Origin of the sequence: Pseudooceanicola marinus (assembly GCF_020177265.1) — a bacterium.
GTDB classification, from domain to species: Bacteria; Pseudomonadota; Alphaproteobacteria; order Rhodobacterales; family Rhodobacteraceae; genus Pseudooceanicola; species Pseudooceanicola marinus_A.
On sequence record NZ_JAIVMC010000015.1, the window covers coordinates 22225 to 46163 of the forward strand.

Below are 23939 nucleotides of genomic sequence, written 5' to 3' on the forward strand. Positions count from 1 at the left end.
GATTATCGAGCGACGGTTCGTAATACGACTATCGGAGGGCAGCTTTCCCGCCTGCGCAACGGGGAAGAGGCGATTTCGCGGCGCGGGCGCCTGCGCGCCGGCCTAGCTGCCAGCTTCGCAGGCAGTCGCCGCGATATTGGCCAGAAGGCAGGCGGTGGTGACCGGGCCGACGCCATCGGGCACATGGGTGACGGTCACGTCGCGATCCGCCAGCGCGGCCAAGTCCACATCGCCGATCAGTCCGTGAGCACCGCGATTGATCGACACGTCCAGCACCACCGTCCCGTCAGCCAGGTGATCCGGCCCGATCAGCCCGGCGCGCCCGGCAGCGGTGATGACGATCTCCGCGCCCCGGGTGTGGGCCGCCAGGTCGCGGGTGTCCGCGTGGGTCACGCCGACCGTCGCGCCCGCGTCCAGCAGAAGCTGCGCGAGGGGGCGCCCAACGATCCGCGAGGCGCCCACCAGGACGACCTCCCGGCCGGTCAGCGGCCCGGCGATGTCTTCCGCGATCAGGCGGCAGGCCTGCGCGGTCGCCGGTGCCCGGGCCGGGGCGCCGAGGGCCAGCAGTCCGGCGTTTTCCGGGTGCAGCCCGTCGATGTCCTTGGCCGCGCCCAGAGTGATGGCCGCCTGCAACGGGTCCACCCCGGCAGGCAGCGGGTAGAGGGTCGCCACGGCGTCCACGGTGGCATCTGCGGCGAGGGCGGCCAGCCGGGGCAATACCTCCGGGGCCTGCGGATAGCTCTCCATCTGCAGCACGATCCCCGCCGCGGCCGCGCTGTCGGCCAGGCGGGCGCCATAGGCCGCCATGCCCGCGTTGCCGCCATCCAGCAGCACCCGGCAACGCGGCGCCCGGCCCAGTTCCGCCACCCGCGCCCGCGTCGCCGCGTTCAGCCTTGCCGCCAGCGCCGTGCCGTCGAAGATCCGCATCCCGCCCGCCTCAGAAGGTCGAACTGACATGGGCGGCGCAGCTTTTCAGCCGCGTGATGCTGTCGGCGCGCTGCTGCGCATCCAGCTGGCCCTGTTCGAAGATGATCGATACGGCGCCGATCACCGAATTCAGGCCGGGGTCGAAAACCGGCACGGCCAGCGAGCCCACGTCCGCCACGTACTCGCTGTCGGTCTGGGCGAAACCCTGGGCGCGCACCTCGTGCAGCGCGTCGAGAAAGCGGGCGCGATCGGTCTGGGTGCGGTCGGTGAAGGCGGCGAAATCCATGCCGTCCAGGATCTCGTCGCGCCGTGCCTCGTCGAGGAAGGCCAGGATCGCCCGCCCGGCGGCGGTGGGCGCCAGCGGCACCCGCGTCCCGATCGCCACGCGGTTCAGTGTGAATTGCGACGGCAGGAAGGTATGGGCCACGTAGACCGCATCGGTGTCGTCCAGCATGGCGAAGCTGACAGACTGGCCGATCTCCTCCGCCGCCAGGCGCAGGATCGGCTGGATGATCTGGGCGATGCCGCGTCCTTCGATGAACCCCTGGCTGAGGCGCAGGACATGGGGCGTCACCTCGTACCGGCCGCGGTCGCAGGTCAGATACCCCAGCTGTTCCAGCGTGCGCACCAGCCGCCGGGTGACGGCGCGGTTCAGCCCGACCTTCTCCGCGATCTCCGAGATGGTGATCGAGCGATCCCGCGCGTCGAAGGCCAGCAGCACGTTCAGCCCCTTGGCGAAGGTCAGGGAGATTTCCTTGTCGTTCTCGTTCAGCATCGGGGTCCTTCGCAGGGCAGGCGTGGTCGGATCAGGCCGTATGCGGCCCTTGCGTCCGAGAGGGGCGGGCAGGGCGCCACCGTCCGCGATAGCCGTTTTTCCTGTTCGATAATAGAGCGAACTTCCCGGCGGCGCCCAAAAACAGGGCGTGTGCAGGCGTTGGTTCAGCGCAGATGCGTCTGAGAGGCGCGTCGATTGGGATGCCGATTATGCCATGAAGAGCCTTGTTTATTGGCGTCTGGCGTGATGCAGGCCAAGAGACGCCCGTCGCAGTGCTGATATTTTGCGCCTTGACCCACTGAGGGCATGTCGTAACGTATTCCGATCAAATGCTCGAATAGCGAACAATTCGGGCCGCACGACAGAAAAGACAGCGCTGCCCATGCCCTTCACCGACTGGACCTCTCTCAAGACCACGGATTTCGCCGGGATCGATACCGCCCGCGCGGTGGCGTTGCTGCCGGTGGGGGCGTCGGAACAGCACGGGCCGCACCTGCCGCTGTCGACCGACAGCGTGCTGGGCGAAGGGGTGGCGCGTGCCGCCGGGCCGCGCGTCGAGGCGGCCGATGTCTACCTGCTGCCCACGATCACCTATGCCAAGTCGGACGAACACCTGTCCTATCCCGGCACGCTGACCCTCTCCGCCGAAACCCTGATGGCCACACTGGTGGAGATCGGCCGCTCCGTTGCCCGCGCCGGGGTGAAGCGGCTGGTGCTGCTCAACGCCCATGGCGGCAACGTGCCGGTGCTGCAGATCGTGGCGCGGCGGTTGCGGATCGAGGAAGGCATGATCTGCGTCACCGCCGGCTGGGTGACCATGGGCTATCCGCAGGGCCTTGTCTCACCGCAGGAGGCCGCGCAGGGCATCCACGGCGGCTTTGTCGAAACGGCGGCGATGCTGCACCTGGCGCCGGACCTGGTGGACATGTCGAAGGCCGAGAACTTCGTGCCCGCCTCCGCCCGGGTGGCGGAAGAGAACGAGGTGTTGCGCACGTTGGGCCCGGTCGGCATGGGCTGGGTGTCGCAGGATCTGCATCCTGCCGGGGTGGCCGGCAATGCCGCCGCCGCCACGCCGGAAGCGGGCCGGGCTCTGATCGGCCATGCCGCCACGCGCTATGCGAAACTGCTGGACGAGGTTGCGGCACATCCCTTGCCCGATCCGGTGATCCCCGCCGGATCCGCGGGGCCCGCCGCATGAGCCTGCCCGCGATCCCCACCCGTGGCGCTTACCTGCTGCGCAACGCCCTGGTGCCGGTCGGCCTGTGCCGGGGGCTGGAGGTTTCCGCCGCGACGCAGGGGCTGGCCCGCGCCGATATCGTGGTGCGCGACGGGCGCTTCCACAGCCCGGATCCCCAGGCGGAGCGGGCCGTGGCCCTGCCGGTGGTCGATCTGGACGGGCGCCTGCTGCTGCCGCGTTTCGTCGACATGCACACCCATATCGACAAGGCCTATACGGTGCATCGCACCGGCTTTTCCTCCGATGGGCTGAGCTCTGCCGTGGCGCTTTGGGCCGCAGGGCAGGAGGGGCGCACGCTCGACGATGACATCGCCCGGATGGAGCGGTCATTGGCCACCGCCGAAGCCCAGGGCACCCGCGCCCTGCGCACCCACCTGGACACGCGCGGCGCCCCCGCCGACACCCCCTCCTGGCGGGCCTATGCAGAGGTGGCGGGGCGCTGGCGGCATCGCCTGCACCTGCAGGCCGTCGCGCTGATGGCGCTTTTCCGTGTGGAGGAACCCGATTTCGCCGCCCGCTGTGCGGCCCTGGCCGAGATGGGCGCCACTCTGGGCGCCTTCGTCGAGGCAGATGCTACGCCGGCGCTGATCGACCGGCTGTTCGGCCTGGCGACAGATCACGGGCTGGACCTCGACCTGCACGTCGACGAGACCCTGGATCCGGAGGCGAGGGGGCTGGAACTGCTGGCGGAAACCGCGATCCGGCGCGGCTTCTCGGGGCGGATGGTGGCCGGCCATTGCTGCGCCCTCGCCCAGATGCCACAGGCGCGGCGCGATGCGGTGATCGCCAAGGTGGCCGAGGCCGGGATCGAGGTGGTCTCGTTGCCCGCGACCAACGGCTTCCTCCAGGATCGCGCCCCGGGGCGCACCGGCCTGCTGCGCGGCCTGGCCCCGGTGCAGGAACTGGCCGCCGCCGGTGTGCCGGTCGCCTTCGCCTCGGACAACGTGCGCGATGCCTTCTACCCCTTTGGCGCCTACGACATGATCGAGGCTCTGCGCCTGGGGGTCTTCATGGGCCAGCTGGAGGCGGAGCCGGCCCGCTGGCTGGCCGCCGTCACCGCGACGCCCGCCCGCGCCATGGGCCTGCCCGACACCGGGCGCCTGGTGGCCGGCGGCCCGGCCGAGGCGGTGCTGTTCGACGCCCGCGACTGGGCCGATCTCCTCAGCGGTACGGCATTGCCGCGCCTCGTGCTGCACGACGGCGCCCCGCTGGCCGCCGGCGCAAGCCGCACCGAACCCCAATGGGAAACTGCATGATGACCACCGACACCCCCGAGCTTGCCGCCAACCTCTCTGCTCTTCGCGACGCCCTGGTCGATTTCGACATCGACGAGAACCCCCGCTCGGTGCAGCAGAAAAGCCGCGACTTCTACTGGTACAGCCCGATCCTGAAGGACATGCTGAAGGATGTCTGCGCCGATCTGGTCGTCGCGCCCCGCAGCGAGGCCGAGGTGATCGAGATCCTGCGCCTGTGCCATGCCCACGACGTGCCCGTCACCGTGCGCGGCGCCGGCACCGGCAACTACGGTCAGGCCATGCCGCTGGCCGGCGGGGTCCTGCTGCACATGCGGCACATGAGCGAGATCCTGACGCTGGAGCCGGGCCGCCTGGTCGCCCAGCCCGGCGCCATCATGAAGACGATGGAGGCCGCCGCGCGCGCGCAGGGGCTGGAGCTGCGGCTCTTCCCCTCCACCACCGCCACCGCGACCATTGCGGGCTTCGTCGCCGGCGGCTCGTCCGGCATCGGCGCGATCCGCTGGGGCGGGCTGCGCACGCCGGGCAACATCCTGCGCCTGCGCCTGGTCACCATGGAGGCCGAGCCGCGCATCGTCGAGCTGACCGGCGAGGACATCTTCAAGGCGGCGCATGCCTATGGCGTCAACGGCGTCATCACCGAGGTCGAGGTGCCCGTGGACCCGGCCGAGGATTGGGTCGAGGCGCTGATCGGCACGGCCGATTTCGCCGCCGCCACGCGCCTCAGCTTCGCCATCGGCGAGGCCGAGGGCATCGTGAAACGCATGGTTTCCACCTTCGAGCCGGAGATCCCCGAGCGGTATTTCAACCGCTACACCGAGTTCACGGTGAAGGGTGAGGCGGCCGTGGCGGTCATCGTCACCCGCGACAGCCTGGAGGCGCTGGAGGCGCTGGTCGCCGCCGATCCGGAGGCAACGATGCGCTTCCGCTCGGACCGGGACCTGGGCGAGCGTCGCCTGGCCTCGCTTTATGAATATGCCTGGAACCACACCACCCTGCGCGCCCGCAAGGTGGACCCGTCGATCACCTATCTGCAGATGATGCTGCCGCAGGACGACATCTATGGCGCGATGGCCCGGCTGAAGGCCGATTTCGGCGACGAGATCGTGCTGCACCACGAATTCACGCAGTTCTCCGGCAAGGTGGCCGCCGTCACCCTGCCGCTGCTGCGCTATTCCAGCGACGCGCGCATCGAAGAGGTGATCGCGCTGCTGGAAGCCGACTACGGGATCACCGTCTTCAACCCGCATCGTGTCACCCTCGAAGAGGGCGGCATGAAGAAGACCGATCCCGCCCAGCTTGAGTTCAAGCGCCAGACCGATCCGAAGGGGCTGCTCAACCCGGGCAAGATGATTGCCTGGACCGATCCGGACTGGGTGCCGGAGCCGGGGCGCGCCTTCCTGTTCAACCACTAGCTCCGGGGCGCGCCACCCGCGGCGCGACGCCCCGCCCGGATGAAAGAGACACGAAAGACGCCGCATCATGAAAGTGCACGTGATCTACGCCCACCCCCAGGAGACCTCGCTGGCCTCCACCCTGCATCAGACCGTGGTGCAGGGGCTGACCGAGGCCGGGCATGAGGTGGATGACCTCGACCTCTATGCCGACAACTTCGACCCGGTCCTGTCGCGCGAGGACCGGGAGGAATATCACGACATCACCATCAACCGCCGCAAGGTGGCGGATTACGTCGACCGCCTGATGTCCTGCGACGGGCTGGTGCTGTGCCACCCGGTCTGGAACTTCGGCTGGCCGGCAATCCTGAAGGGCTACTTCGACCGGGTGTTTCTGCCCGATGTGTCCTTCAAGCTGACCGATGGCCAGCTGGGCCCGGGCCTGGGCAACATCAAGAAGCTGGCGACGGTCACCACCTACGGATCCAAGCGCTATCGTGCCATGTTCCTGGGCGATCCGCCGCGCAAGAACGCCACCCGCTTCCTGCGGGTGGTCTGCAACCCGCGCGTCAAGGTGCAGTACCACGCGCTTTATGACATGAACAACGTGACGCAGGCGCAGACCAGCGCCTTCATCGGCAAGGTGCATGACGCCATGCGCAAATTCTAAGACCCCCGCAAGGAGCCAGACTTGAGCGCAGATTCCACATCCACCACGGCACCGGAAGGGCGGGCGGCCGCAGACGGGGCGTCCCTTCCCGGGGGCAATGCCATCGTCTTCGACCATGTCTCGATGACCTTTCCCGACGGCACCGAGGGGCTCAGTGACGTAAACCTTGCCATCGCCCCGGGCGAGTTCGTCTCGATCGTCGGCCCCTCGGGCTGCGGCAAATCCACCCTGCTGAAGGTCGCCTCGGGCCTTGTCACCCATACGGGCGGCAAGGTCTGGGTCGACCGCGACCAGCTGGGCTACACCTTCCAGGACGCCACCCTGCTGCCCTGGCGCAAGGTGCAGGACAACGTCGAGCTGCTGATGGAGTTGCGCGATTTCCCTGCCGAGGAACGCCGCCGCATCGCCGCCGAGAAGATCGAGCTGGTCGGCCTGAAGGGGTTCGAGAACCACTATCCGCAGCGCCTGTCGGGCGGTATGAAGATGCGGGTTTCGCTGGCCCGCTCGCTGGCGCTGAACCCGGCCGTCTTCATGTTCGACGAACCCTTCGGCGCGCTGGACGAGATCACCCGCGAACGCCTGAACGACGAGGTGATCGACCTCTTCGTGCGCGAAGGCTTCACCGGGATCTTCGTCACCCATTCGATCCCCGAGGCGGTCTACATGTCCTCGAAGGTCGTGGTGATGTCGCGCCGCCCGGGTCGCATCCAGGACATCTTCGAGGTGCCCTTCGCCTATCCCCGTGCGCCCGAGATGCGCTACCAGGCGGATTTCTCGGAACTCTGCGGAGAGATCTCCCTCTCCCTGCGCAAGGCCATCGAGGGATGAACGACATGAGCGACACGCAGATCCCCGCGGACACCGGCAAGCATCGCCGGGCCAATATCGAAAGCCACGAGGCCACCCCCGTCGCGCCGCCGCCCAGCGTGACGCGCCGGCTGGTGACGAACCTGGTGCCGCCGATCCTCGCCGGCATCCTGGTGATCCTGGCCTATGCCTGGGTGCGTTCGGGGCTGCCGCCGCACCGGCAGTTCCTGATGCCGTCGGGCACCGGGATCTGGGAGCTGGCCTTCGGCATCCCCGATTTCGTGCTGGAGCTGCTGCGCCGCTCCGTCACCACCATGGCGATTGCCGTCACCGGGCTGGGACTGTCCATCTCCTTCGGCTGTGTCATGGGCATCGTGATGTTCCGTTTTCTCTTCCTGGAAAAGGCGATCTTCCCCTACCTCGTCGTGCTGCAATCGGTGCCGGTGCTGGCCATCGTGCCGCTGATCCAGTCCGCGCTCGGCTTCGGCTTCATGCCCAAGGTGCTGATCGTGGCGCTGTTCACCTTCTTCGCCGTGCCCACGACGCTGCTGCTGGGTCTGAAATCGGTCGACCGCAACATCCTCAACCTGTTCAAGCTGCAGAACGCCAGCTGGTGGGTCACCCTGCGCAAGGCCTGCCTGCCCTTCGCCGGCCCCACGCTTTTTGCCGGTTTCTCGATTTCCGGCTCGCTCGCCGTCATCGCCGCCATCACCTCCGAGCTGTTCTTCCTCTCGGGCGAGGGCGGTCTCGGCCAGCTCCTGATGAATGCAAAAATCGACTTCAAGTACGAGCAGATGTACGCGGCGCTCATCATGGCCTCGGTCCTGTCGATCGCCGTCTACCTCTTCTTCAAATGGCTGGGTAACCGGCTCTTCTCCCATTGGCACGAAGCCTCGGGCAAACAACAATAAAGCAACCGGGCCGCGGCCCCACGCGGTCCTTCCCTCTCCCCCAACCAACAGGGTGACACATGAAACATACGGTCAAATCCGTTTCTCTCGCGGCGCTGCTGGCGGCCACGGCCTCCGGCGCGGCCATGGCCGGCGACTTCGCCGAAGCGAACTACACCACCGATCTGTCGGGCGTCTGCCCCGACCCGCTGATCGTGCAGCTGGACTGGCTGCCGCAGGCGGAACAGGGCGGCATCTGGCAGATGATCGGCGAGGGCGGCGAGATGACGCCGGGCTCCTACCAGGGTCCGCTCGGCTCCACCGGCATCGACCTGCAGATCCTGTCGGGCGGCGGCGGCATTGGCCTGGGCGACGGCGAAACCGCCTATTCCGCGCTTTTCATGGGCAACTCCAAGGCCGGGGTCATGCCGCACCTGGGCTACCAGGAACTCGACAGCTCCTTCATCTTCTCCAAGCGGTTCCCGACCGTCGGTGTCTTCGCCCCCCTCGACGTGGCGCCGACCGTGCTGTTCTGGGACGCGGCCACCTATCCCGACGGCTTCTCTTCCATCGAGGACCTGGCGGCGCTGACCGATAACGACGACGCCAAGATCTACGTCTCGACCGTGGGCCGCACCTTCGGCAAGTACCTGGTCGACTCGGGCGTGCCCAAGGAGGTCTTCGTCGAAGGCTACAAGGGCGATGGCGAGAACTTCGTCACCAACAACGGCCAATGGCTGAACCAGGGCTTCGTCACCTCCGAGGTCTACAAGTTCGAGAACGGTCTGAACTGGGAAAAACCCATCGACTTCCTGAAGATCGACGACCTGGGCTATCGCAACTACACCGGCATCGTCTCGGTCGCGACATCGCGCCTGGAAGAGCTGTCGCCCTGCCTGACCGGCGTGGTGCCGATCATGCAGCAGGCCGCCGTCGACTATGCCACCGACCCGGCAGAGACCAACGCCACCATCGTCGCCTTCAACGACGCGGACATGGCCACCTCCTGGTGGAAGACCGCGCCGGACCTGATGGAATATGCCGCGGAAACCATGGTCGCCGAAGGCGTCATCGGCAACGGCTCTGACGACACCGTCGGCAACTTCGACATGGAACGCGTGGCCGAGATGCTGGAGATCGTCACCCCCAGCCTCGACGAACGCTCCGAGGCCGATGTGACCCCCGAGATGGTCGTCACCAACCAGTTCATCGACCCCTCGATCGGGCTGGAGTGATGAGCGACCTGCGCAGCGCCACCCTGCTCGACGGCGATGCCCTGGCAGAGGGGCTGCGCAGACAGATGACAGCCCGGGCGGCGCAGCTGCGCCGCCACGGGATCACGCCCTGCATGGCGACGGTGCTGGTGGGGGAAAATGCCGCCAGCGCCTCCTACATCGGGCGCAAGCATGCCGATTGCGCCGAGATCGGTATCGAGGCCCGCGACATCCGCCTGCCCGCCGACACCTCCATGGCCGCGCTGCTGTATCAGGTCGCGGCGCTGAACGCGGATGCGTCGGTGCACGGGCTGATGGTGCAGCTGCCGCTGCCTGGCGCGCTGGATGACGATGCGGCGCTGGCCGCGGTGTCGCCCGCCAAGGACATCGACGGGCTGCACCCGGAGAACCTCGGGCGGCTGCTGGCCGGCGCGCCCGATCTGCTGACGACGGGCCTGCTGCCCTGCACCCCCCATGCCATCCTGCAACTGCTGCGCCATCACGCGGTGCCGCTCTCGGGCGCCCGGGTGGCGGTGATCGGGCGGGGGCCCCTGGTGGGCCGCCCGCTGGCCATGCTGCTGTCGCTGAAGGGCATCGACGCCGAGGTCACGCTGCTGCACGGCGCGTCGCGCGATCTGGCCGAGGTGACCCGCCGCGCCGACGTGGTCATTGCTGCCGCCGGCCAGCCGGGGCTGGTCACGGCCGAGATGATCCGCCCCGGCGCCGCCGTGGTGGGCGTGGGCATCACCTATGGCGCTGACGGCCAGATGGTGTCCGACATCGCCGCCGATGTGGCCGGGGTCGCGGGCTGGGTCACGCCGCCGCACGGATCTGTCGGCGCGCTGACCCGCGCGGCCCTGCTGCAGAACCTGCTGATGATCGCGGAGCGGGACCTCGCCTGATAGCGAGTGAGGCGCGTTTCGGTGCTGGAAAGCCCTAGCCGAAGGGCTTCGACAATTTTGATGTTGCCGTGGAATTCGACGACACGAACGATCCTTGCAGCTTTGCGATCTCGGTGCCCGAAGATCGGGATGCGGAAATCGAAACGCCAGTTCCCTCCAGCGTGCCGGAAGTATTCACCCAACTGGCCCTGGTCAGTGCCGACGTTTCCTTGCTTCACCATGATCCCGTCGGACACCAGTACCGATCTGGTCGTCCCTGTGACCGGTCTGTATGCCGATTGGAGCCCATGTTGGAGGTCTATGACGCCTCCATGTTGAGGGTGCTGCTGGGCGCGGATCTGAGCACCCGTGAAAACCCCGCTCCGGGCGTCATCCTGACCATCCCGGCGGCTTCGCTGGACGCCTCCGGTCACGTGATGTCCGTGTCGCATGACGATCCGGGCGCAACCTCCGGCGGTGCCGTGGGGCCCTGGGGACTTTTGGTGATCGGCCTGCTCGCGCTCGTGGTCCTGTTGCGCCGGCGCCGCGCAATGCACTGATCCCGTGTTCCGACGGGAGCAAGAAGAGTGATCTTGATCGGGGCGGTCGCGAAGGAATGCGGCTGCCCCGGTTGCGTTTGGCGCCTGCCGCTCTCGGATGAACGGTCCCTGGTCCTGCCTGAATTGGGGCCGAGCTTCTGGCTTCGGGGGCGGACGCGCGCCTGCTCGTTGTGCGGATACGGGTGCGGTGTGATTTGCAGTGTGGGCGTGGGGCAGTTCTCTGTTGCCCTGCCCCCCAAGATGCCCACGTGTTTCGTTGGAATAGCTCTTTTGTAATGTGCTGCCGTGAGGAGAAGGCCGAGATTTAGTACCAACAAAAACGCCCCGGGCCGAAGCCACGGGGCGTTTTTGTTGGTTGCGGGGGCCGGATTTGGTCTTTGGCGAACGGTATTGCAGATCAGAAGGTGATAGCGGCCCGCGCGCGTTTGGCGCATCGTCGGTGGTCCGCTCATGCTGCCCCAGCGATCCCCTGAAGGCAGGAGATGAAACCTGCATCAGCCCTGGCGCGACGAAGTCGGAAGATGTCGAGGCGCGCATAGGCCCGGCCCCTTAGTGGATTGTCCTTCAGCGGGTCGAGCGGTTAGCTAGTTGCGCCGGATCCTCATGGTGCGAGGGGATGGCCGATACGGGAACCGACGTGCAATTACCTGACGAGATCCGATCACTGGCCGCGCGCATAGATGCGTCCGACGTGCCTCGAGTCATCGTGTCCGCGCTTCCCGGCTGCGGGAAGACGTTGCTGGCGAAGGAGCTCGCTCGGCTGTGGGGGGGCGAGGTATCGAACGCCTTGCCGGACCCCATGTGCGGGGCTGTCATCGTGGACAGCAGCGGCCCTCTGCCGGCGCGACTGCCCGAGTCCTCCGCCCGACTGATGATCGCGGCCCGGCCGAGCGACCTCGGCGGCCTTGCCTCGGATGCGTTGCGCAGGGACACACTATTGATCACCTCGGCAGACCTGTTCCTGCCGACGGAGGTTTCGGTTTACGGATGGCCAATGGTGGCGGATGCCTTCGCCCGTGGACGGCCCCGGGCCTCCGTGCTGGGATGGATCCAGGAGGCGCTGACGGCCTCGCTGTCGTCCGCAGCACTGGACCTGCTGATCTCGGCCTGCCGTGCCGGCCCGCTTGCCGAGGCGAAGATACCAGCCGGGTACGGCGCGGCGATGACAGAACTTGCGCCATTGCTGGACAGGCTGTCCGACGCCGGCGATCCGCTTGCAGCTCTTCTGCGGGAGGCGCTGGCCGAGCTGCCTGCGAGCCCGGCCAGCCTCGACCTGATGGAGCGCGCGGGCGATCCGGCTCATGCCATCCGCGAGGCGGCGATGGTCGGACACCGGCGGCGCGCCCTGGCCATGCTCGAACGGTACGGCGGGATGCATCTGCCCCACCTTGCCGGAGCGGATCTTGCAGGTGACATCCACGACGCCATCGGCGAAGGGCCCGAGCCACTGGTCGCATCGCTCGGCTTCATGGTGGCCGTCAAGAAAGGGGATACGGCCCGCGCGCAGCATCTCCTGTCGAAATGGGGCGGCCCGAGGCTGGTCGACTTTTCCCGTCCGGTCCCCTTCTCCGACGACGTTCCGGTCGAGCTGCTGGTGGCGCGCGGGCTGCTGGCGGTCTACGGCAATGTCCCCGACAGGGCGGCGCGTCTGGGCGAGCTCTACGACCTGCTCGCCCGCCTCCCGACGGAGGCCAACCTGATGCGGGGGGCGATCCACAACGTTGCGCTTTCCTTCTATATCGACGCCGGATCCTTCGCCGAGGCGGAGGTCTCGGGCGAGCGGGCGCTGGCGAACTATGCCGACGCTCCATATCTGTGCTTCTACGTCCACCTTCACCGGGCGATCATGCGGGTGATCGAAGGGCACGCGGACAAGGCGCGCCCGGAGCTTGCCGCAGCCGAAGATTGCCTTGCCCAGACGCCCTTCGAGACCCCGCAGGACGACCGCTTTCTCAGCCTGCTTCGTGCCGTCGTCGCCTATGAACACGGCGATCCGCATCCCATGGCTGATTTCGCGCAGCGCGAGTTCGCCAACTTCTCGCATGGCGAGATCTGGCCCAACATCGCCGATCAGGCCATGGCGCATGGGGCGGACGCCCTGCTGGAGCTTTCGGGCCTGTCCGCCGCGCTCGATTACCTCGAAAGCTGGCGGCAGAAGGGCTGGCGGACGCGGCGCTTCCGCGTGCTGATCGAACAGCGCCGCGTGGCCGTCCTGCAGACCGCGCAAAGGTGGCGCGAGGCGCGCATGCTGCTGGACGAGATGGCAGGCCGGATCGGCCGGATCTGGATCGACAGTTCGGGGGAGAACCTTCGCTACCTCGCCGCGCCCGAGGATATCACCAAGGCCCTGCTCTGGCTGAGGCAGCAATGCTACGAGACGCCCCGCGCGCCGGCGATCCCGGAACGGCTGGCCGCCCTGTCCGAAAACCGCGCGCTGTCCTGGCGGAACCGGCAGTGCGTGCAGATCTGGCAGGCCTGGGTCGCCCGTCGGCGCTCGGAACTTCCGCTTGCGCGCCGTCTCCTGGCCGAGGTGATTGCAAGCTGCACCGCCCGGCAGGTCCACGCGCCGCTGATCGAGGAACGCATCTTCGTGCTGCCGCTGCTTGACGATGCCCGGATGAAGGCGGGCCCCATGAAGGACATCGAACTGCCGCGCGGGCTGCGCCGGCGCCCGGCCAGACGCACGCCCGAGGGGGATCTGTCTGCGCAGGAACGCCGGGCCCTCCTGCTTCTGGCCGAGGGCTGCGCCAACAAGGACATCGCGCGCGAGATGGGCGTCAGCCTGCCGACGGTGAAATTCCACCTCAAGAATCTCTATCGCAAACTCGGGGCCGCGAACCGGCGCGAGGCAGTGAGCCGCGCGGTGGCAGCGAAGCTGATCAGCCCCTGAACCTATCCCTATTCGCGTGAAACCTATACCTGCCTAGCCTTCTAATCGCAGCGGCCAGATGGAACCCTGCTCCTGAACTTCTTCCACGGAGATCGGAATGGGACCAGGCTTCGCGCAATTTCTGCTGAAACGTATCGTCGGCTTCGCCGGCGTCCTGCTGGTCCTGGCGCTGATGATATTCGTCCTGGCCCGGGTCGTCCCCGGTGACCCGGCCCGCATCGCGCTCGGCCCGACCGCCTCGGCAGAGCAGGTCGACCAGCTGCGCAGTGAGATGGGCCTGGACGACCCGCTGCCGCAGCAGTTCGTCCACTTCGTCGCAAACGCGGTTCAGGGCGACTTCGGAATCTCGTTGATTTCGGGGCGGCCGGTCGCACAGGAGATCGCGGCGATCCTGCCCGCAACGCTGGAACTGGTTCTGGCGACGCTGGTCATCATGCTGTTGGTCGGGCTGCCGCTGGGGGTGCTGGCCGCGCGCTATCGCAACACCTGGGCGGATACGCTGCTGCGCATCGTGTCGCTTCTGGGCGTGACAATGCCGAGCTTTCTCTTCGCGATCCTGCTACAGCTGTTCGCCGCCTATTTCCTAGTGAGCTGGCCCATCCTCGGGCGGCTGGACAATGCGCTGTCGGGCTTTGACGGACCGACCGGGCTCCATACGCTTGACGGGCTGCTCACCGGGCGGATCGACGTGACCCTTTCGGCGCTGCAGCACCTTGCCTTTCCGGCGATTGCGCTGGCGATGTCGGGCATCGGGCAGATCATGCGCATCACCCGGTCGGCGATGATCGAGCATCAGCGCCGTGACCACGTGCAGACGCTGCGGTCGTTCGGGGTGCCCGGCCGCGTGGTGACCTTCCGCTACCTGTTCAAGCTCAGCGCCATCGCGCCGCTGACGATCATGGGGCTCGAATTCGCGTCGCTGATCGGCAACGCCTTCGTGGTCGAGCTCATCTTTTCCTGGGGCGGCTTCGCCTCGGCCGGCCTTGAGGCAATCCTGCAGAAGGACCTGAACGCGGTCATGGCCGTGGTCCTCGTCTCGGGCTGCTTCTTCGTCGTCGCCAACCTGCTGATTGACGTGCTGATCGGCCTGATCGACCCCCGCCTGCGCATGAAGGAGTCCCGCTGATGGCCCTGATCGAGGAACAGACCGAAATCCTCAGCGCGCGCCGCATGGCCTGGCTGAGGTTCCGCGCCAACCCCGTGGCCGTGATCGGTGCCCTGATGGTGATCTCGGTGATCGTCATGGCGATCTTCGCGCCTGTCATCGCGCGCTTTCCGGACCACGTCGGCGCCGTGATCGACTTCCGCAACAAGCACCACGCTCCCGATGCGACCTACTGGTTCGGGGCCGACAAGGTCGGCCGTGACATCTTCACCCGCGTGATCTTCGGCTTCCGCGTCTCGCTTCTGCTCGTCGTCGGCGTGCTGATCGTGGCGGTGCCCGTCGGCGGGGCACTGGGCCTGGTCGCGGGCTATTTCTCTGGCCGGATCGAGGCGCTCATCACCGGGTTCACCAATGTGATGCTGGCGATCCCACCGCTGGTCATGGCATTGGCCGTGGGCAATGTGCTGAACCCGAACCTCGTCACTGCGATGTTCGCCATCACCCTGCTGTGGTGGACGTGGCACGCACGGCTTGTCTACCGCGTCTCGAAATCCGTCGCCGCCGAGGATTACATAGAGGCAGCGCGGCTGGCAGGCGCAAGCCACTGGCACATCCTGACCCGTGAGATCCTGCCCAACTGCATCTCGGTCATCTCGGTCAAGACCACGCTCGACGCGGCCTTCATCATCCTCTTCGGCGCGACGCTGTCCTTCCTCGGCCTCGGCGTGCGCCCGCCCACGCCGGACCTTGGCACCATGGTCGCCGACGGGCGGCAGTTCCTGCCCGAGATGTGGTGGGGGGTGCTCTTCCCCGGTCTGGCGATCTTCTACGCCACACTTGGCTTCAATCTGCTGGGCGACGGCCTGCGCGACATGTTCGACGTGGAGGTCTGATCCCATGGCATTGCTCGACATCCGCAACCTGAACCTGTCGTTCACCTCTTACGGCCGCACGCAGCAGGCGCTGCGCGACGTATCCCTGACCATCGAGGAGGGCCAGCGCGTCGCCCTGATCGGCGAGACGGGATCGGGGAAGTCCGTGACCTCGAAGGCGGTGCTGAACACGCTGCCCGGCAATGCGCGCGTGGACAGCGGACAGATCCTCTGGCGGGGCGAAGACCTATTGAAGAAGACCACCGGCCAGCGCGAAGCCCTGAAGGGCATCGAGATGTCCGTGGTCATGCAGGATCCGCTGTCCTCCTTCAATCCGGTCTTCACCATCGGGCGGCACCTCGATGATGTGCTCTACTGGGCCGATTGCCGCGCCGGACGGCCCACCGGCCGCAAGGACCGGGCGGGCCGCATCGCAGAAATCCTGCGCAAGGTGCAGCTGGCCGACCCCGCCCGCGTCGTGGCCGCGTATCCGGCAGAGCTGTCGGGCGGTATGCGCCAACGCGTGCTGATCGCGCTGGCCCTGATGAACCGCCCGGCGCTGCTGATCTCGGACGAGCCGGGCACCGCGCTCGACGTGACGACCCAGGACGAGATCCTGCGCCTGATCAACAAGCTGGTCATCGACGAGGGGCTGACGCACCTGATGATCACCCACAACTTGGGCGTGGTGCGGGCGACGGCCGACGATGTCTACGTCATGAACAAGGGCGAGATCGTGGAAAGCGGTCCCCTGCGGCGCCTTTTTGAGGCACCGAAGACCGCCTATGCCCGCGACCTGGTGGATGCGATCCCGCCGCTTTACGGCCCCGGGGTCAAGGATCAGAAGGTCTCGGACGGCGCCCCGCTGGTCGAGCTGAAGGCGGTCACCAAGACCTTCCGCCGCAAGCGGCTGCTGCGTCCGGACGAGGCGACGCAGGCGGTGCGCGGTGTCGACCTGAACATCGCCCGCGGCGAAATCTTCGGCCTGGCCGGCGAAAGCGGGTCGGGCAAGACCACGCTGGCGCGGATGGTCATGGGGATCATGCAGCCCAGCGAGGGACGCGTCTTCATCGACGGGCGCCCGCTGTCGGACACCGGCGGTCGGGCCGATCGCCGCCTGGCGCAGATCGTCTACCAGAACCCGGGCACCTCGCTGAACCCCAAGCGCACCGTGGGTCAGACGCTGGACGTGCCGCTGCGCTTTGCCGGCCTGGATCCGAAGGACAGGCAGCGGCGGACGGACGAACTGCTGGAACGGGTCGACCTGCCCCGCAGTTTCGTCGCGCGCTTTCCGCACGAGCTTTCGGGCGGGCAGAAGCAGCGCGTGGCCATTGCCCGTGCCCTGGCCGCCGACCCGCGCCTGATCGTCCTGGACGAGCCGACCTCGGCGCTGGACGTCAGCGTGCAGAAGCGTGTCATCGCGCTGCTCGAAGAGCTGCGGTACGAGCTGGGCCTGACCTACCTCTTCATCAGCCACGACCTCTCGCTGATGCGCAACTTCTGCAGCCGCATCTCGGTCATGTTCAAGGGCGAGATGGTCGAACAGGGCAGGCCGTCCGAGGTCTTCGCCAACCCCGCGCATCCCTACACCCGGGCGCTTATCGCCGCGATCCCGGTCGTCACCGACGCCGAGGAAGCGATGAAGCCCAAGGTCACACCAGAAGAAAAACAAAGGTTCCTCGTGTCCTCGGCGGCATGAGAACGAGAAGGAGAAAGACATGGTCCTGAGACTCGGCATCGACGTCGGGGGCACGAACACCGACGCCGTCATCCTGCGTGACCGCGAGGTGCTGGCCGGCGTGAAACGCTCCACCACCGAGGACGTGATGTCCGGCATAAGCCAGGCGCTGGAAGCCGTCATCGCCGAGGCGGGCGTCGAACGCGATGCGATCGACGTGACGATGCTCGGCACGACGCATTTCACCAACGCGGTGATCGAGCGGCGCGCGCTCGATCCGGTCGCGGCGATCCGCCTTGGACTGCCCGCCACCGCCTGCCTGCCGCCCATGGTCGACTGGCCCGAGGACCTGCGCGCCGAGGTCGGCGGTCACGCCTACATGGTCCGCGGCGGCTTCGAGTTCGACGGCCGCGAGATCGCGGCGCTCGACGAGGCCGAGATCCGCCGCATCGGCAGCGAGATCACCGAGAAGGGCATCCGCGCCGCGGCGATCTCTTCGGTCTTTTCGCCGATCAACCGCGAGATGGAGGAACGCGCCCGCGACATCCTGCGCGAGGTCTGCCCGGACCTTCCCGTGGTCCTGTCCTCGGAGATCGGCCGTATCGGCCTTCTGGAACGTGAAAGCGCGGCGATCATGAACGCCTCGCTGCTGTCGCTGTCGGCGCAGACCGTCGATGCCTTCGACCGCGCGCTGGCAGAGGCCGGGCTGAACTGCCCCTTCTTCGTCACCCAGAACGACGGCACCCTGATGGGCGCCGATACCGTGCGGCGCTTCCCGGTGCTGACCTTCGCCTCGGGCCCCACCAACTCCATGCGCGGCGCGGCCTTCCTGACCGGGGTCAAGGACGCCATCGTCATCGACATCGGCGGCACCACCACCGACGTCGGCGCGCTTCAGCATGGCTTCCCCCGGCAGGCCTCGACCGTGGTCGATGTGGGCGGCGTGCGCACCAACTTCCGTATGCCCGACGTGTTCTCTGTCGGCCTTGGTGGCGGATCGCTGGTCCAGGGGAGCCCTGAGGACATTCAGGTCGGCCCGAAATCCGTAGGCTACCGCCTGACGAAGGAGGCGCGCGTCTTCGGGGGCGATACGCTCACCACAACCGACATCGCCGTGGCGTCCGGCATGGCCGAGGTGGGCAATGCCGAAGCCGTCGCCGACATCGACCCCGCGCTGATCGCGGCCGCGAAGGAAAAGATCGCGGCGATCCTCGAAGCCGCCGTTGAACGCAGCCGCGTGTCCCCCGACCCGATCCCGGTGATCGCCGTGGGTGGCGGTTCGATCCTGGCCCCCGACCGGATCGGCGATCTGGAGGTGCTGCGCCCCGAGAACTTTGCCGTGGCCAATGCCGTCGGTGCCGCCATCGCCCAGATCTCGGGCGAGGTGGACCGCATCTTCGCGCTGGAGGGCCGCACCCGCGAGGACTGTCTGGCCGAGGCGGAGCGAGAGGCCAGCGAAAGCGCGGTGGCCAGCGGTGCCACCCGGGAGACCCTGGCCGTGATCGAGCGCGAGGACGTGCCGCTGGCCTATCTGCCGGGCAATGCGACCCGCATCCACGTGAAGGTCGTCGGCGAGATGGGGGCGTTCCAGGATGGCTGATCTGAAGGAGGCGGCCTGGACCCTGACCGAGGCCGACATCGACGCGCTGGAGATTGGCGCGGGCATCCTCGGCACCGGGGGCGGTGGCAATCCCTACATCGGGAAGCTGCGCGCCCGCGAGGCGCTGCGCGCCGGGCATGTCATGCGCGTGCTGCCGATGGAGGCGCTAGGCGACGAGGATCGCGTCGTCTCGCTCGGCGGGATCGGGGCGCCCCTGATCTCCTTCGAGCGGATCAAGGAGGGTCGCGAGGGGCTGCGCTGCCTGCGGGCGCTCGAACAGCGGCTGGACTTCACGGCAGCGGCGGTCGCCTGCGAGGAAATCGGCGGACAGAACGCCATGGAGCCGCTGATCACCGCGGCAATGGCCGGCCTTCCGGTGGTGGACGGCGACGGGATGGGCCGCGCCTTTCCCGAAATGCAGATGACGACCTATTCGATCTACGGGCACAGCTCCACGCCCTCGGTCATGTGCGACCCGCACGGCAACGTGGTCACCTTCGATCATGCGATTACCGAGAAATGGCACGAGACCATGGCGCGCGCTTGCGTCATCGCCCAGGGCGGCGCCTCGACACTGGCCTCGGCCCCCATGACCGGCGCCTTCTTCAAACGCTTCGCCATTCCCGGCAGCTACACCCAGGCCATCGGCCTTGGCCGTGCCGTGATGGAGGCGCGTCAGGCGCATGAGGATCCGATCGCGGCCATCTGCAAACGGGAAGGGGGCCGGCACGTCTTCTCGGGCAAGATCAAGGACATCCACCGCCATTTCCGCGGCGGCTTCAACGTGGGCGAGGCCGAGATCGAGGGGCTCGACGGCTATCGCGGCTCGCAGGCGCATATCACGATCCAGAACGAGTTCCTGGTCTTCCGCCGTGACGGCGAGGTCGAGGTGGTCGTGCCGGATCTCGTGGTGGTGCTCGACCTCGACAGCGGGTTGCCCATCACGACCGAGCTTCTGCGCTACGGCCAGCGCATCGCCGTGCTGGCGCTGCCCTGCCACGAACTGCTGCGCAGCGAGGACGCGCTGGCCGTGATCGGTCCGGCGGCCTTCGGTTTCCCCGAGATCGAGTACACCCCCCTGCCTGCGAAGGAGACCCCATGAGCTTCGACATCCATCCCGACGACATGGAGGCCATCGCGCTTGGCGGCGCCTTCCTGGGGACCGGCGGCGGCGGCGATCCCTACATCGGCAAGGTCATGGCCCGCGCGGCCATGGACCGCGCGGGCCGGCCGGTGCGCGTGGCCGATCCAACCGAGGTGCCCGACGACGCGCTTTGCGTGCCGGTCTGCATGATGGGGGCGCCGACGGTCATGGTCGAGAAGCTGCCCAACGGTGACGAGGCCCTGGCCGCGCTTTCGGCGCTGGAGGAGTACCTCGGGCGCAAGGCCGACTATCTGGTCTGCATCGAGGCGGGCGGGCTGAATTCGACCATCCCCTTTGCCGTGGCCTCGGCCACCGGGCTGCCGCTGATCGACGGCGACGGCATGGGGCGCGCCTTTCCCGAACTGCAGATGGTGTCGATGACCATGCACGGCATCGCGGCAAGCCCCATGTGCATCGCCGACGACAAGGGCAACAGCTCGGTCCTCAAGACGGTCTCGAACCTCTGGACGGAGCGCCTTGCGCGCGCACAGACCATCGAGATGGGAGGGGCCGCGCTGGTCGCGCTTTACCCGATGACGGGCGCGCAGATGAAGCAGTCGCTGCTGCGGAACACGCTGAGCCTCGTGCGGGAGATCGGCGCCACGATCCGGTCGGAACGGGCCGCCAACCGTCACCCCGCGTCCGCGCTGGTCGCGCGCTGCGGCGGGTTCGACCTGGGTCCCGCGCGCGTCGTCGATATCGAACGCAAGACCACCGGCGGTTTCGCCCGCGGCAGCGCGACGCTGACGGGGCTGGAGGAGAACCAGGGCCGGACCTTCACCCTGTCCTTCCAGAACGAGTTCCTCTGCCTGGAAGACGAAACCGGCCGCCCGCTGGCGCTGACGCCCGACCTGATCTGCGCGCTCGACGCGGACGGCGGCCTGCCGGTCACGACCGAGGCCATGCGCTTCGGTCTCGGGCTGCGGCTGCTGGCCCTTCCGGCGGATCCGCAGTGGCGCAGCGCCGCGGGGCTAGACCTCGCGGGGCCCGGCTACTTTGGCTACGACCACCCCTTCGCCCCGGTCGAAGACCTGCGGCGGCAATAAGAAACAGACCCAACCAACACGGAGAAACGGCATGAAACACCTTCTTACCGCCTCGGTCCTGGCGCTTGGAACCGCGCTTCCACTCGCGGCACAGGCGCAGGACACTCCCGTCAGCACCATGGTGAACCTGGTGCAGATCATCGGGACGATCGACCCGGCCAAGATCAACGACTACACCGAATACATGACGGCGGTGAACCTCTACGATGCGCTGACCACCGTTGATCCCGACGGCTCGGTCGTGCCGCAGCTGGCCGAAAGCTGGGAGGTGTCGGACGACAACCTGACCTATACCTTCACGCTCAAGGACGGCGCGACCTTCCAGGACGGCTCGCCGGTCGAGGCATCCGACTTCGCCTACTCGATCCGCCGCCTGCTCAGCATCAACGAGGGACCGGCCTACCTCTTCTCCGACCTGATCGGCGAAGACTCGGTCGAGGCCGTCGATGCGCGCACGCTCAAGATCACGCTGAACAAGGTCTACGCGCCCTTCATCGCGATCACCCCGCTTCTCCTCGTGGTCAACGAGGAGGCGGTCGAGGCGACCGACGCCGACGCATGGGGCGAGGAGTTCCTTGCCAATGCCGCCGTCGGCGCCGGCCCCTATGCGCTGGACAACTGGGATCGCGGCGCGCAGATGACGCTGGCCCGCTTCGAAGGGTATCACGGCGGCTGGGATCGCGGAACGCCGCTGGACGAGGTGCGCTTGGTCATCACCCGTGACGAGGCGACCGTGCGCGCGCTTGCGCAGCGCGGCGAGCTTGGCCTGTCCTCGCAGTACCAGGCGAGCGAGACCTACGCCGGGATCGACGCCCTTGATGCCTACCGCGTGATCTCGGTGCCGACCGCGACCGGCTACTACATCAAGCTGAACAACCAGAAGGCGCCGACCGACGACGTCCACGTCCGCCGCGCCATCGCCATGGCGATGGACTACGCCACCGTGCGCGAGGTCATCTACCCCGGCGCGGAACTGACCGGACCTCTGGCGCCGGTCTTCCCCGACGCGATCCCCGCCGGTGCCGAAGCGCCCGTTTTCGATCTCGAAGCGACACGCGCCGAACTGGAGCAGAGCAAGTACCACGGCAACGGCCCGATCCCGCTGGAGCATGTCTACGTCTCGGGCACGGCCTTCGAGGAAGAGGTTGCGCTTCTGCTGAAATCGACGCTCGACAGCATCGGTTTCGACGTGTCGATCGCGCCTGAACCGTGGAACCGCGTCACCGAGCTTGCCAGCTCGATCGAGACGACCCCGGATTCGACGCAGATCTTCTACGGCCCGACCTACCCCTCGCCCGACTCGGTCTACTTCGTGCAGTACCATTCCAACGCCACGGGCACCTGGTCCTCGATGGACTGGGTGATGGACGAGGAGATCGACGGCATGATCGAGGCCTCGCGGCAGGAAACCGATGCCGAGGCCCGCAACGGGATCTACCAGGACATCTTCACCAAGCTGGTCGAGGATCAGCGGTCCGTGTGGCTGCTGACGCAGGAAAAGCGCCTCGCCGCGCATGAATGCCTGCAGGGCTACCAGCAGATCCCGATGCAAAGCTGGGATCTCGATTTCTCGCGTATGAGCTGGGCCTGCCCCGAGTAAGCCCCTCACCGGTGCAACAAGCAACGCCGCCCTCGCCGGGGCGGCGTTTTGCGCAGGGCGGGACAATCACGCCGACATGCCCCCCGGGGGGGCAAGCACGCCCAGGTAGGTCTGACGCTTGGCGACTACGCACAGCCGGAGCCGTGCCCACCACGGGTGCGCGACTTCCGGCCCGACAGGCGCCGAAGGCAGACGCGAGGGGCGATGCGACGCACAAACAAAAACGCCCCGGGCCGAAGCAACGGGGCGTTTTTGTTGGTTACGGGGCCGGATTTGGTCTTTTGCGAACGGTCCTGCTGATCAGAAGGTGACCATCGGTCTGCGCGCGTTTGGCTCATGGGCCGATGTCCTCGCGCTCGACTGTCGGCGGTATCGAACTTGGTCGGGGCGCCATCGTCGGCTGTCTCCTTGACGGCCTCCTCCCCAGCCTTCCACTGATCGATTGGCTCTGGCATGCGCCCTGCGCCGCCTTCCGGCGACCTGGCGTGCTTGGGCATCCGGCGGCGGTTTGTGGCGGTGTTGCCAATCGAGACCATCGCCTTCTTCATGCGATCCTGCATGGCGGGAGTCCCCTCGAACTATGACGCCCGCAGCTTGCGGGCGGGCTTGTGGGACAGCGGTTTTTCATTTGGAACACTCCGGTGGTTCGGTTGCGGTGTAACCGGAGCCTCGGGTTTGCCGCCCGCCGCGTCCGGCTTGCGCTTCCTGTGGTGTCGGGAATTTCTGCGCTTCAGCGGACGAAGCGAGAAAGCATTGCTCTTTAGGCCAACTGGCTGACGTACGTCACTTCTCCCCCCAGGTGACATCTCTGTAGAAGCCCCCCGTGCTGAACCGCAGTTATTGCGGCGCCACAAACGGCGGGCGCGGCCCCTTGGAGCGTCCCGTGGCGCGCGAGGCGAGTTCCCTGAGGCGCCGGTGCAGAGAGTGCAGTCACGCCCTCTGAGAACGCCTGAAAGCACTTTCGCACAGCTGTTGACGGGGTAGGCGGCTGGATACAGCGATAAGGTGACCGCGACGATCGAAGGGAGCAGGTGAACGCCATGCGTTGGGGTGAACCTGCGCAAGTCTCAGAAGGCGCAGCGGCGGGCGGCCAGTCTCGGCATCAAGAAAGGAGGCGCGGTCGCCTGATCGGGCGAACCGAGGGTGCAAGCACGCGAAATTGCATGCCATCCGCGGCAGCAAGGGCCGTCCGATCAACTTCCTCGTCTCCGCAGGGGAGGTCAGCGACTAGATCGCTGCGCCTGCGCGTCACAGCAGCCTGCCGAGCGTCGATTGGTTGCTAGGGTCAGGACCCATTGTTTTCCGCAGGTTGGCGTGATTCACGGCTCGAAAAACGAGCGGTGACATGTCTGATCTTTTCTGGCTGACCGACGCGCAGATGGCGCGTCTTGAGCCC

Annotated in this window: 19 protein-coding genes and 1 pseudogene; 18 read left to right on the top strand and 2 right to left on the bottom strand. The window is 67.2% G+C overall.

Going from position 1 to position 23939, the window contains the following annotated elements; translation table 11 throughout:
- Positions 1-102 precede the first annotated feature (102 nt).
- Both LC066_RS19870 and LC066_RS19875 read right to left on the bottom strand, forming a co-directional pair.
- Positions 103-927 carry a bifunctional 5,10-methylenetetrahydrofolate dehydrogenase/5,10-methenyltetrahydrofolate cyclohydrolase gene (locus LC066_RS19870; protein ID WP_224902862.1) on the bottom strand — a complete coding sequence of 275 codons (825 nt, stop codon included), beginning with the start codon at positions 925-927 and terminating at the stop codon, positions 103-105.
- A gap of 10 nt (positions 928-937) precedes the next feature.
- The gene (locus LC066_RS19875) at positions 938-1702 is read right to left on the bottom strand and encodes an IclR family transcriptional regulator (RefSeq protein ID WP_224902865.1); all 765 of its coding nucleotides are present in this window, start codon (positions 1700-1702) and stop codon (positions 938-940) included.
- A gap of 382 nt (positions 1703-2084) precedes the next feature.
- Between LC066_RS19875 and LC066_RS19880 the strand changes: the two genes are divergently transcribed.
- The 18 genes and pseudogenes from LC066_RS19880 to LC066_RS19965 form a co-directional block, all read left to right on the top strand.
- Positions 2085-2900 carry a creatininase family protein gene (locus tag LC066_RS19880; protein WP_224902868.1) on the top strand — a complete coding sequence of 272 codons (816 nt, stop codon included), beginning with the start codon at positions 2085-2087 and terminating at the stop codon, positions 2898-2900.
- On the top strand, positions 2897-4195 hold the full coding sequence (locus LC066_RS19885) for an amidohydrolase family protein (protein WP_224902870.1): 1299 nt from the start codon (positions 2897-2899) through the stop codon (positions 4193-4195). The genes LC066_RS19880 and LC066_RS19885 overlap by 4 nt, the downstream gene beginning before the upstream one ends.
- The gene (locus LC066_RS19890) at positions 4192-5607 is read left to right on the top strand and encodes an FAD-binding oxidoreductase (protein ID WP_224902874.1); all 1416 of its coding nucleotides are present in this window, start codon (positions 4192-4194) and stop codon (positions 5605-5607) included. Before LC066_RS19885 ends, LC066_RS19890 begins: the two co-directional genes overlap by 4 nt.
- A 67-nt stretch (positions 5608-5674) precedes the next feature.
- Entirely contained in the window at positions 5675-6256 is a 582-nt protein-coding gene (locus tag LC066_RS19895; RefSeq protein WP_222480668.1) for an NAD(P)H-dependent oxidoreductase, read from the top strand.
- 21 nt (positions 6257-6277) lie between these two features.
- On the top strand, positions 6278-7084 hold the full coding sequence (locus tag LC066_RS19900) for an ABC transporter ATP-binding protein (RefSeq protein ID WP_224902877.1): 807 nt from the start codon (positions 6278-6280) through the stop codon (positions 7082-7084).
- Between the two features lie 5 nt (positions 7085-7089).
- A complete protein-coding gene (locus LC066_RS19905; protein WP_085889499.1) occupies positions 7090-7974 on the top strand; it encodes an ABC transporter permease in 885 nt (294 codons plus the stop codon).
- Between the two features lie 59 nt (positions 7975-8033).
- Positions 8034-9188, top strand: coding sequence for a hypothetical protein (locus LC066_RS19910; protein ID WP_224902879.1), 1155 nt, complete (start codon positions 8034-8036; stop codon positions 9186-9188).
- Positions 9188-10069 (top strand): bifunctional 5,10-methylenetetrahydrofolate dehydrogenase/5,10-methenyltetrahydrofolate cyclohydrolase, encoded by an 882-nt coding sequence (locus LC066_RS19915; RefSeq protein ID WP_224902882.1) that lies wholly within the window; start codon positions 9188-9190, stop codon positions 10067-10069. The genes LC066_RS19910 and LC066_RS19915 overlap by 1 nt, the downstream gene beginning before the upstream one ends.
- Before the next feature lie 68 nt (positions 10070-10137).
- Positions 10138-10608 carry a hypothetical protein gene (locus tag LC066_RS19920; protein ID WP_224902885.1) on the top strand — a complete coding sequence of 157 codons (471 nt, stop codon included), beginning with the start codon at positions 10138-10140 and terminating at the stop codon, positions 10606-10608.
- A gap of 937 nt (positions 10609-11545) precedes the next feature.
- A complete protein-coding gene (locus LC066_RS19925) occupies positions 11546-13498 on the top strand; it encodes a helix-turn-helix transcriptional regulator (RefSeq protein WP_224902888.1) in 1953 nt (650 codons plus the stop codon).
- Positions 13499-13595: 97 nt separating this feature from the next.
- Entirely contained in the window at positions 13596-14624 is a 1029-nt protein-coding gene (locus tag LC066_RS19930) for an ABC transporter permease (protein WP_224902891.1), read from the top strand.
- The gene (locus LC066_RS19935; RefSeq protein WP_224902894.1) at positions 14624-15496 is read left to right on the top strand and encodes an ABC transporter permease; all 873 of its coding nucleotides are present in this window, start codon (positions 14624-14626) and stop codon (positions 15494-15496) included. The genes LC066_RS19930 and LC066_RS19935 overlap by 1 nt, the downstream gene beginning before the upstream one ends.
- A gap of 4 nt (positions 15497-15500) precedes the next feature.
- Positions 15501-17174: a dipeptide ABC transporter ATP-binding protein gene (locus tag LC066_RS19940; protein WP_224902897.1), complete on the top strand. Its 1674-nt coding sequence runs from the start codon at positions 15501-15503 to the stop codon at positions 17172-17174.
- 19 nt (positions 17175-17193) lie between these two features.
- Positions 17194-18753, top strand: coding sequence for a hydantoinase/oxoprolinase N-terminal domain-containing protein (locus LC066_RS19945; protein WP_224902900.1), 1560 nt, complete (start codon positions 17194-17196; stop codon positions 18751-18753).
- Entirely contained in the window at positions 18746-19855 is a 1110-nt protein-coding gene (locus LC066_RS19950; RefSeq protein WP_224902903.1) for a DUF917 domain-containing protein, read from the top strand. The genes LC066_RS19945 and LC066_RS19950 overlap by 8 nt, the downstream gene beginning before the upstream one ends.
- Complete coding sequence (locus tag LC066_RS19955) at positions 19852-20943, top strand: DUF917 domain-containing protein (protein WP_224902906.1); 1092 nt, start codon at positions 19852-19854, stop codon at positions 20941-20943. Before LC066_RS19950 ends, LC066_RS19955 begins: the two co-directional genes overlap by 4 nt.
- Positions 20944-20974: 31 nt before the next feature.
- Positions 20975-22543, top strand: a complete 1569-nt coding sequence (locus LC066_RS19960) for an ABC transporter substrate-binding protein (RefSeq protein ID WP_224902909.1) — start codon at positions 20975-20977, stop codon at positions 22541-22543.
- Positions 22544-23614: 1071 nt separating this feature from the next.
- A pseudogene (locus tag LC066_RS19965) lies at positions 23615-23771 on the top strand (IS5/IS1182 family transposase); the annotation flags it as partial.
- Positions 23772-23939: the final 168 nt, after the last annotated feature.

Excerpts from the sequence above, each read along its gene's own strand:
- LC066_RS19870 (WP_224902862.1), bottom strand. The coding sequence starts at position 927 with ATGCGGATCTTCGACGGCACGGCGCTGGCGGCAAGGCTGAACGCGGCG.
- LC066_RS19875 (WP_224902865.1), bottom strand. The coding sequence starts at position 1,702 with ATGCTGAACGAGAACGACAAGGAAATCTCCCTGACCTTCGCCAAGGGG.
- LC066_RS19880 (WP_224902868.1), top strand. The coding sequence starts at position 2,085 with ATGCCCTTCACCGACTGGACCTCTCTCAAGACCACGGATTTCGCCGGG.
- LC066_RS19885 (WP_224902870.1), top strand. The coding sequence starts at position 2,897 with ATGAGCCTGCCCGCGATCCCCACCCGTGGCGCTTACCTGCTGCGCAAC.
- LC066_RS19890 (WP_224902874.1), top strand. The coding sequence starts at position 4,192 with ATGATGACCACCGACACCCCCGAGCTTGCCGCCAACCTCTCTGCTCTT.
- LC066_RS19895 (WP_222480668.1), top strand. The coding sequence starts at position 5,675 with ATGAAAGTGCACGTGATCTACGCCCACCCCCAGGAGACCTCGCTGGCC.
- LC066_RS19905 (WP_085889499.1), top strand. The coding sequence starts at position 7,090 with ATGAGCGACACGCAGATCCCCGCGGACACCGGCAAGCATCGCCGGGCC.
- LC066_RS19910 (WP_224902879.1), top strand. The coding sequence starts at position 8,034 with ATGAAACATACGGTCAAATCCGTTTCTCTCGCGGCGCTGCTGGCGGCC.
- LC066_RS19915 (WP_224902882.1), top strand. The coding sequence starts at position 9,188 with ATGAGCGACCTGCGCAGCGCCACCCTGCTCGACGGCGATGCCCTGGCA.
- LC066_RS19930 (WP_224902891.1), top strand. The coding sequence starts at position 13,596 with ATGGGACCAGGCTTCGCGCAATTTCTGCTGAAACGTATCGTCGGCTTC.
- LC066_RS19935 (WP_224902894.1), top strand. The coding sequence starts at position 14,624 with ATGGCCCTGATCGAGGAACAGACCGAAATCCTCAGCGCGCGCCGCATG.
- LC066_RS19940 (WP_224902897.1), top strand. The coding sequence starts at position 15,501 with ATGGCATTGCTCGACATCCGCAACCTGAACCTGTCGTTCACCTCTTAC.
- LC066_RS19945 (WP_224902900.1), top strand. The coding sequence starts at position 17,194 with ATGGTCCTGAGACTCGGCATCGACGTCGGGGGCACGAACACCGACGCC.
- LC066_RS19950 (WP_224902903.1), top strand. The coding sequence starts at position 18,746 with ATGGCTGATCTGAAGGAGGCGGCCTGGACCCTGACCGAGGCCGACATC.
- LC066_RS19955 (WP_224902906.1), top strand. The coding sequence starts at position 19,852 with ATGAGCTTCGACATCCATCCCGACGACATGGAGGCCATCGCGCTTGGC.
- LC066_RS19960 (WP_224902909.1), top strand. The coding sequence starts at position 20,975 with ATGAAACACCTTCTTACCGCCTCGGTCCTGGCGCTTGGAACCGCGCTT.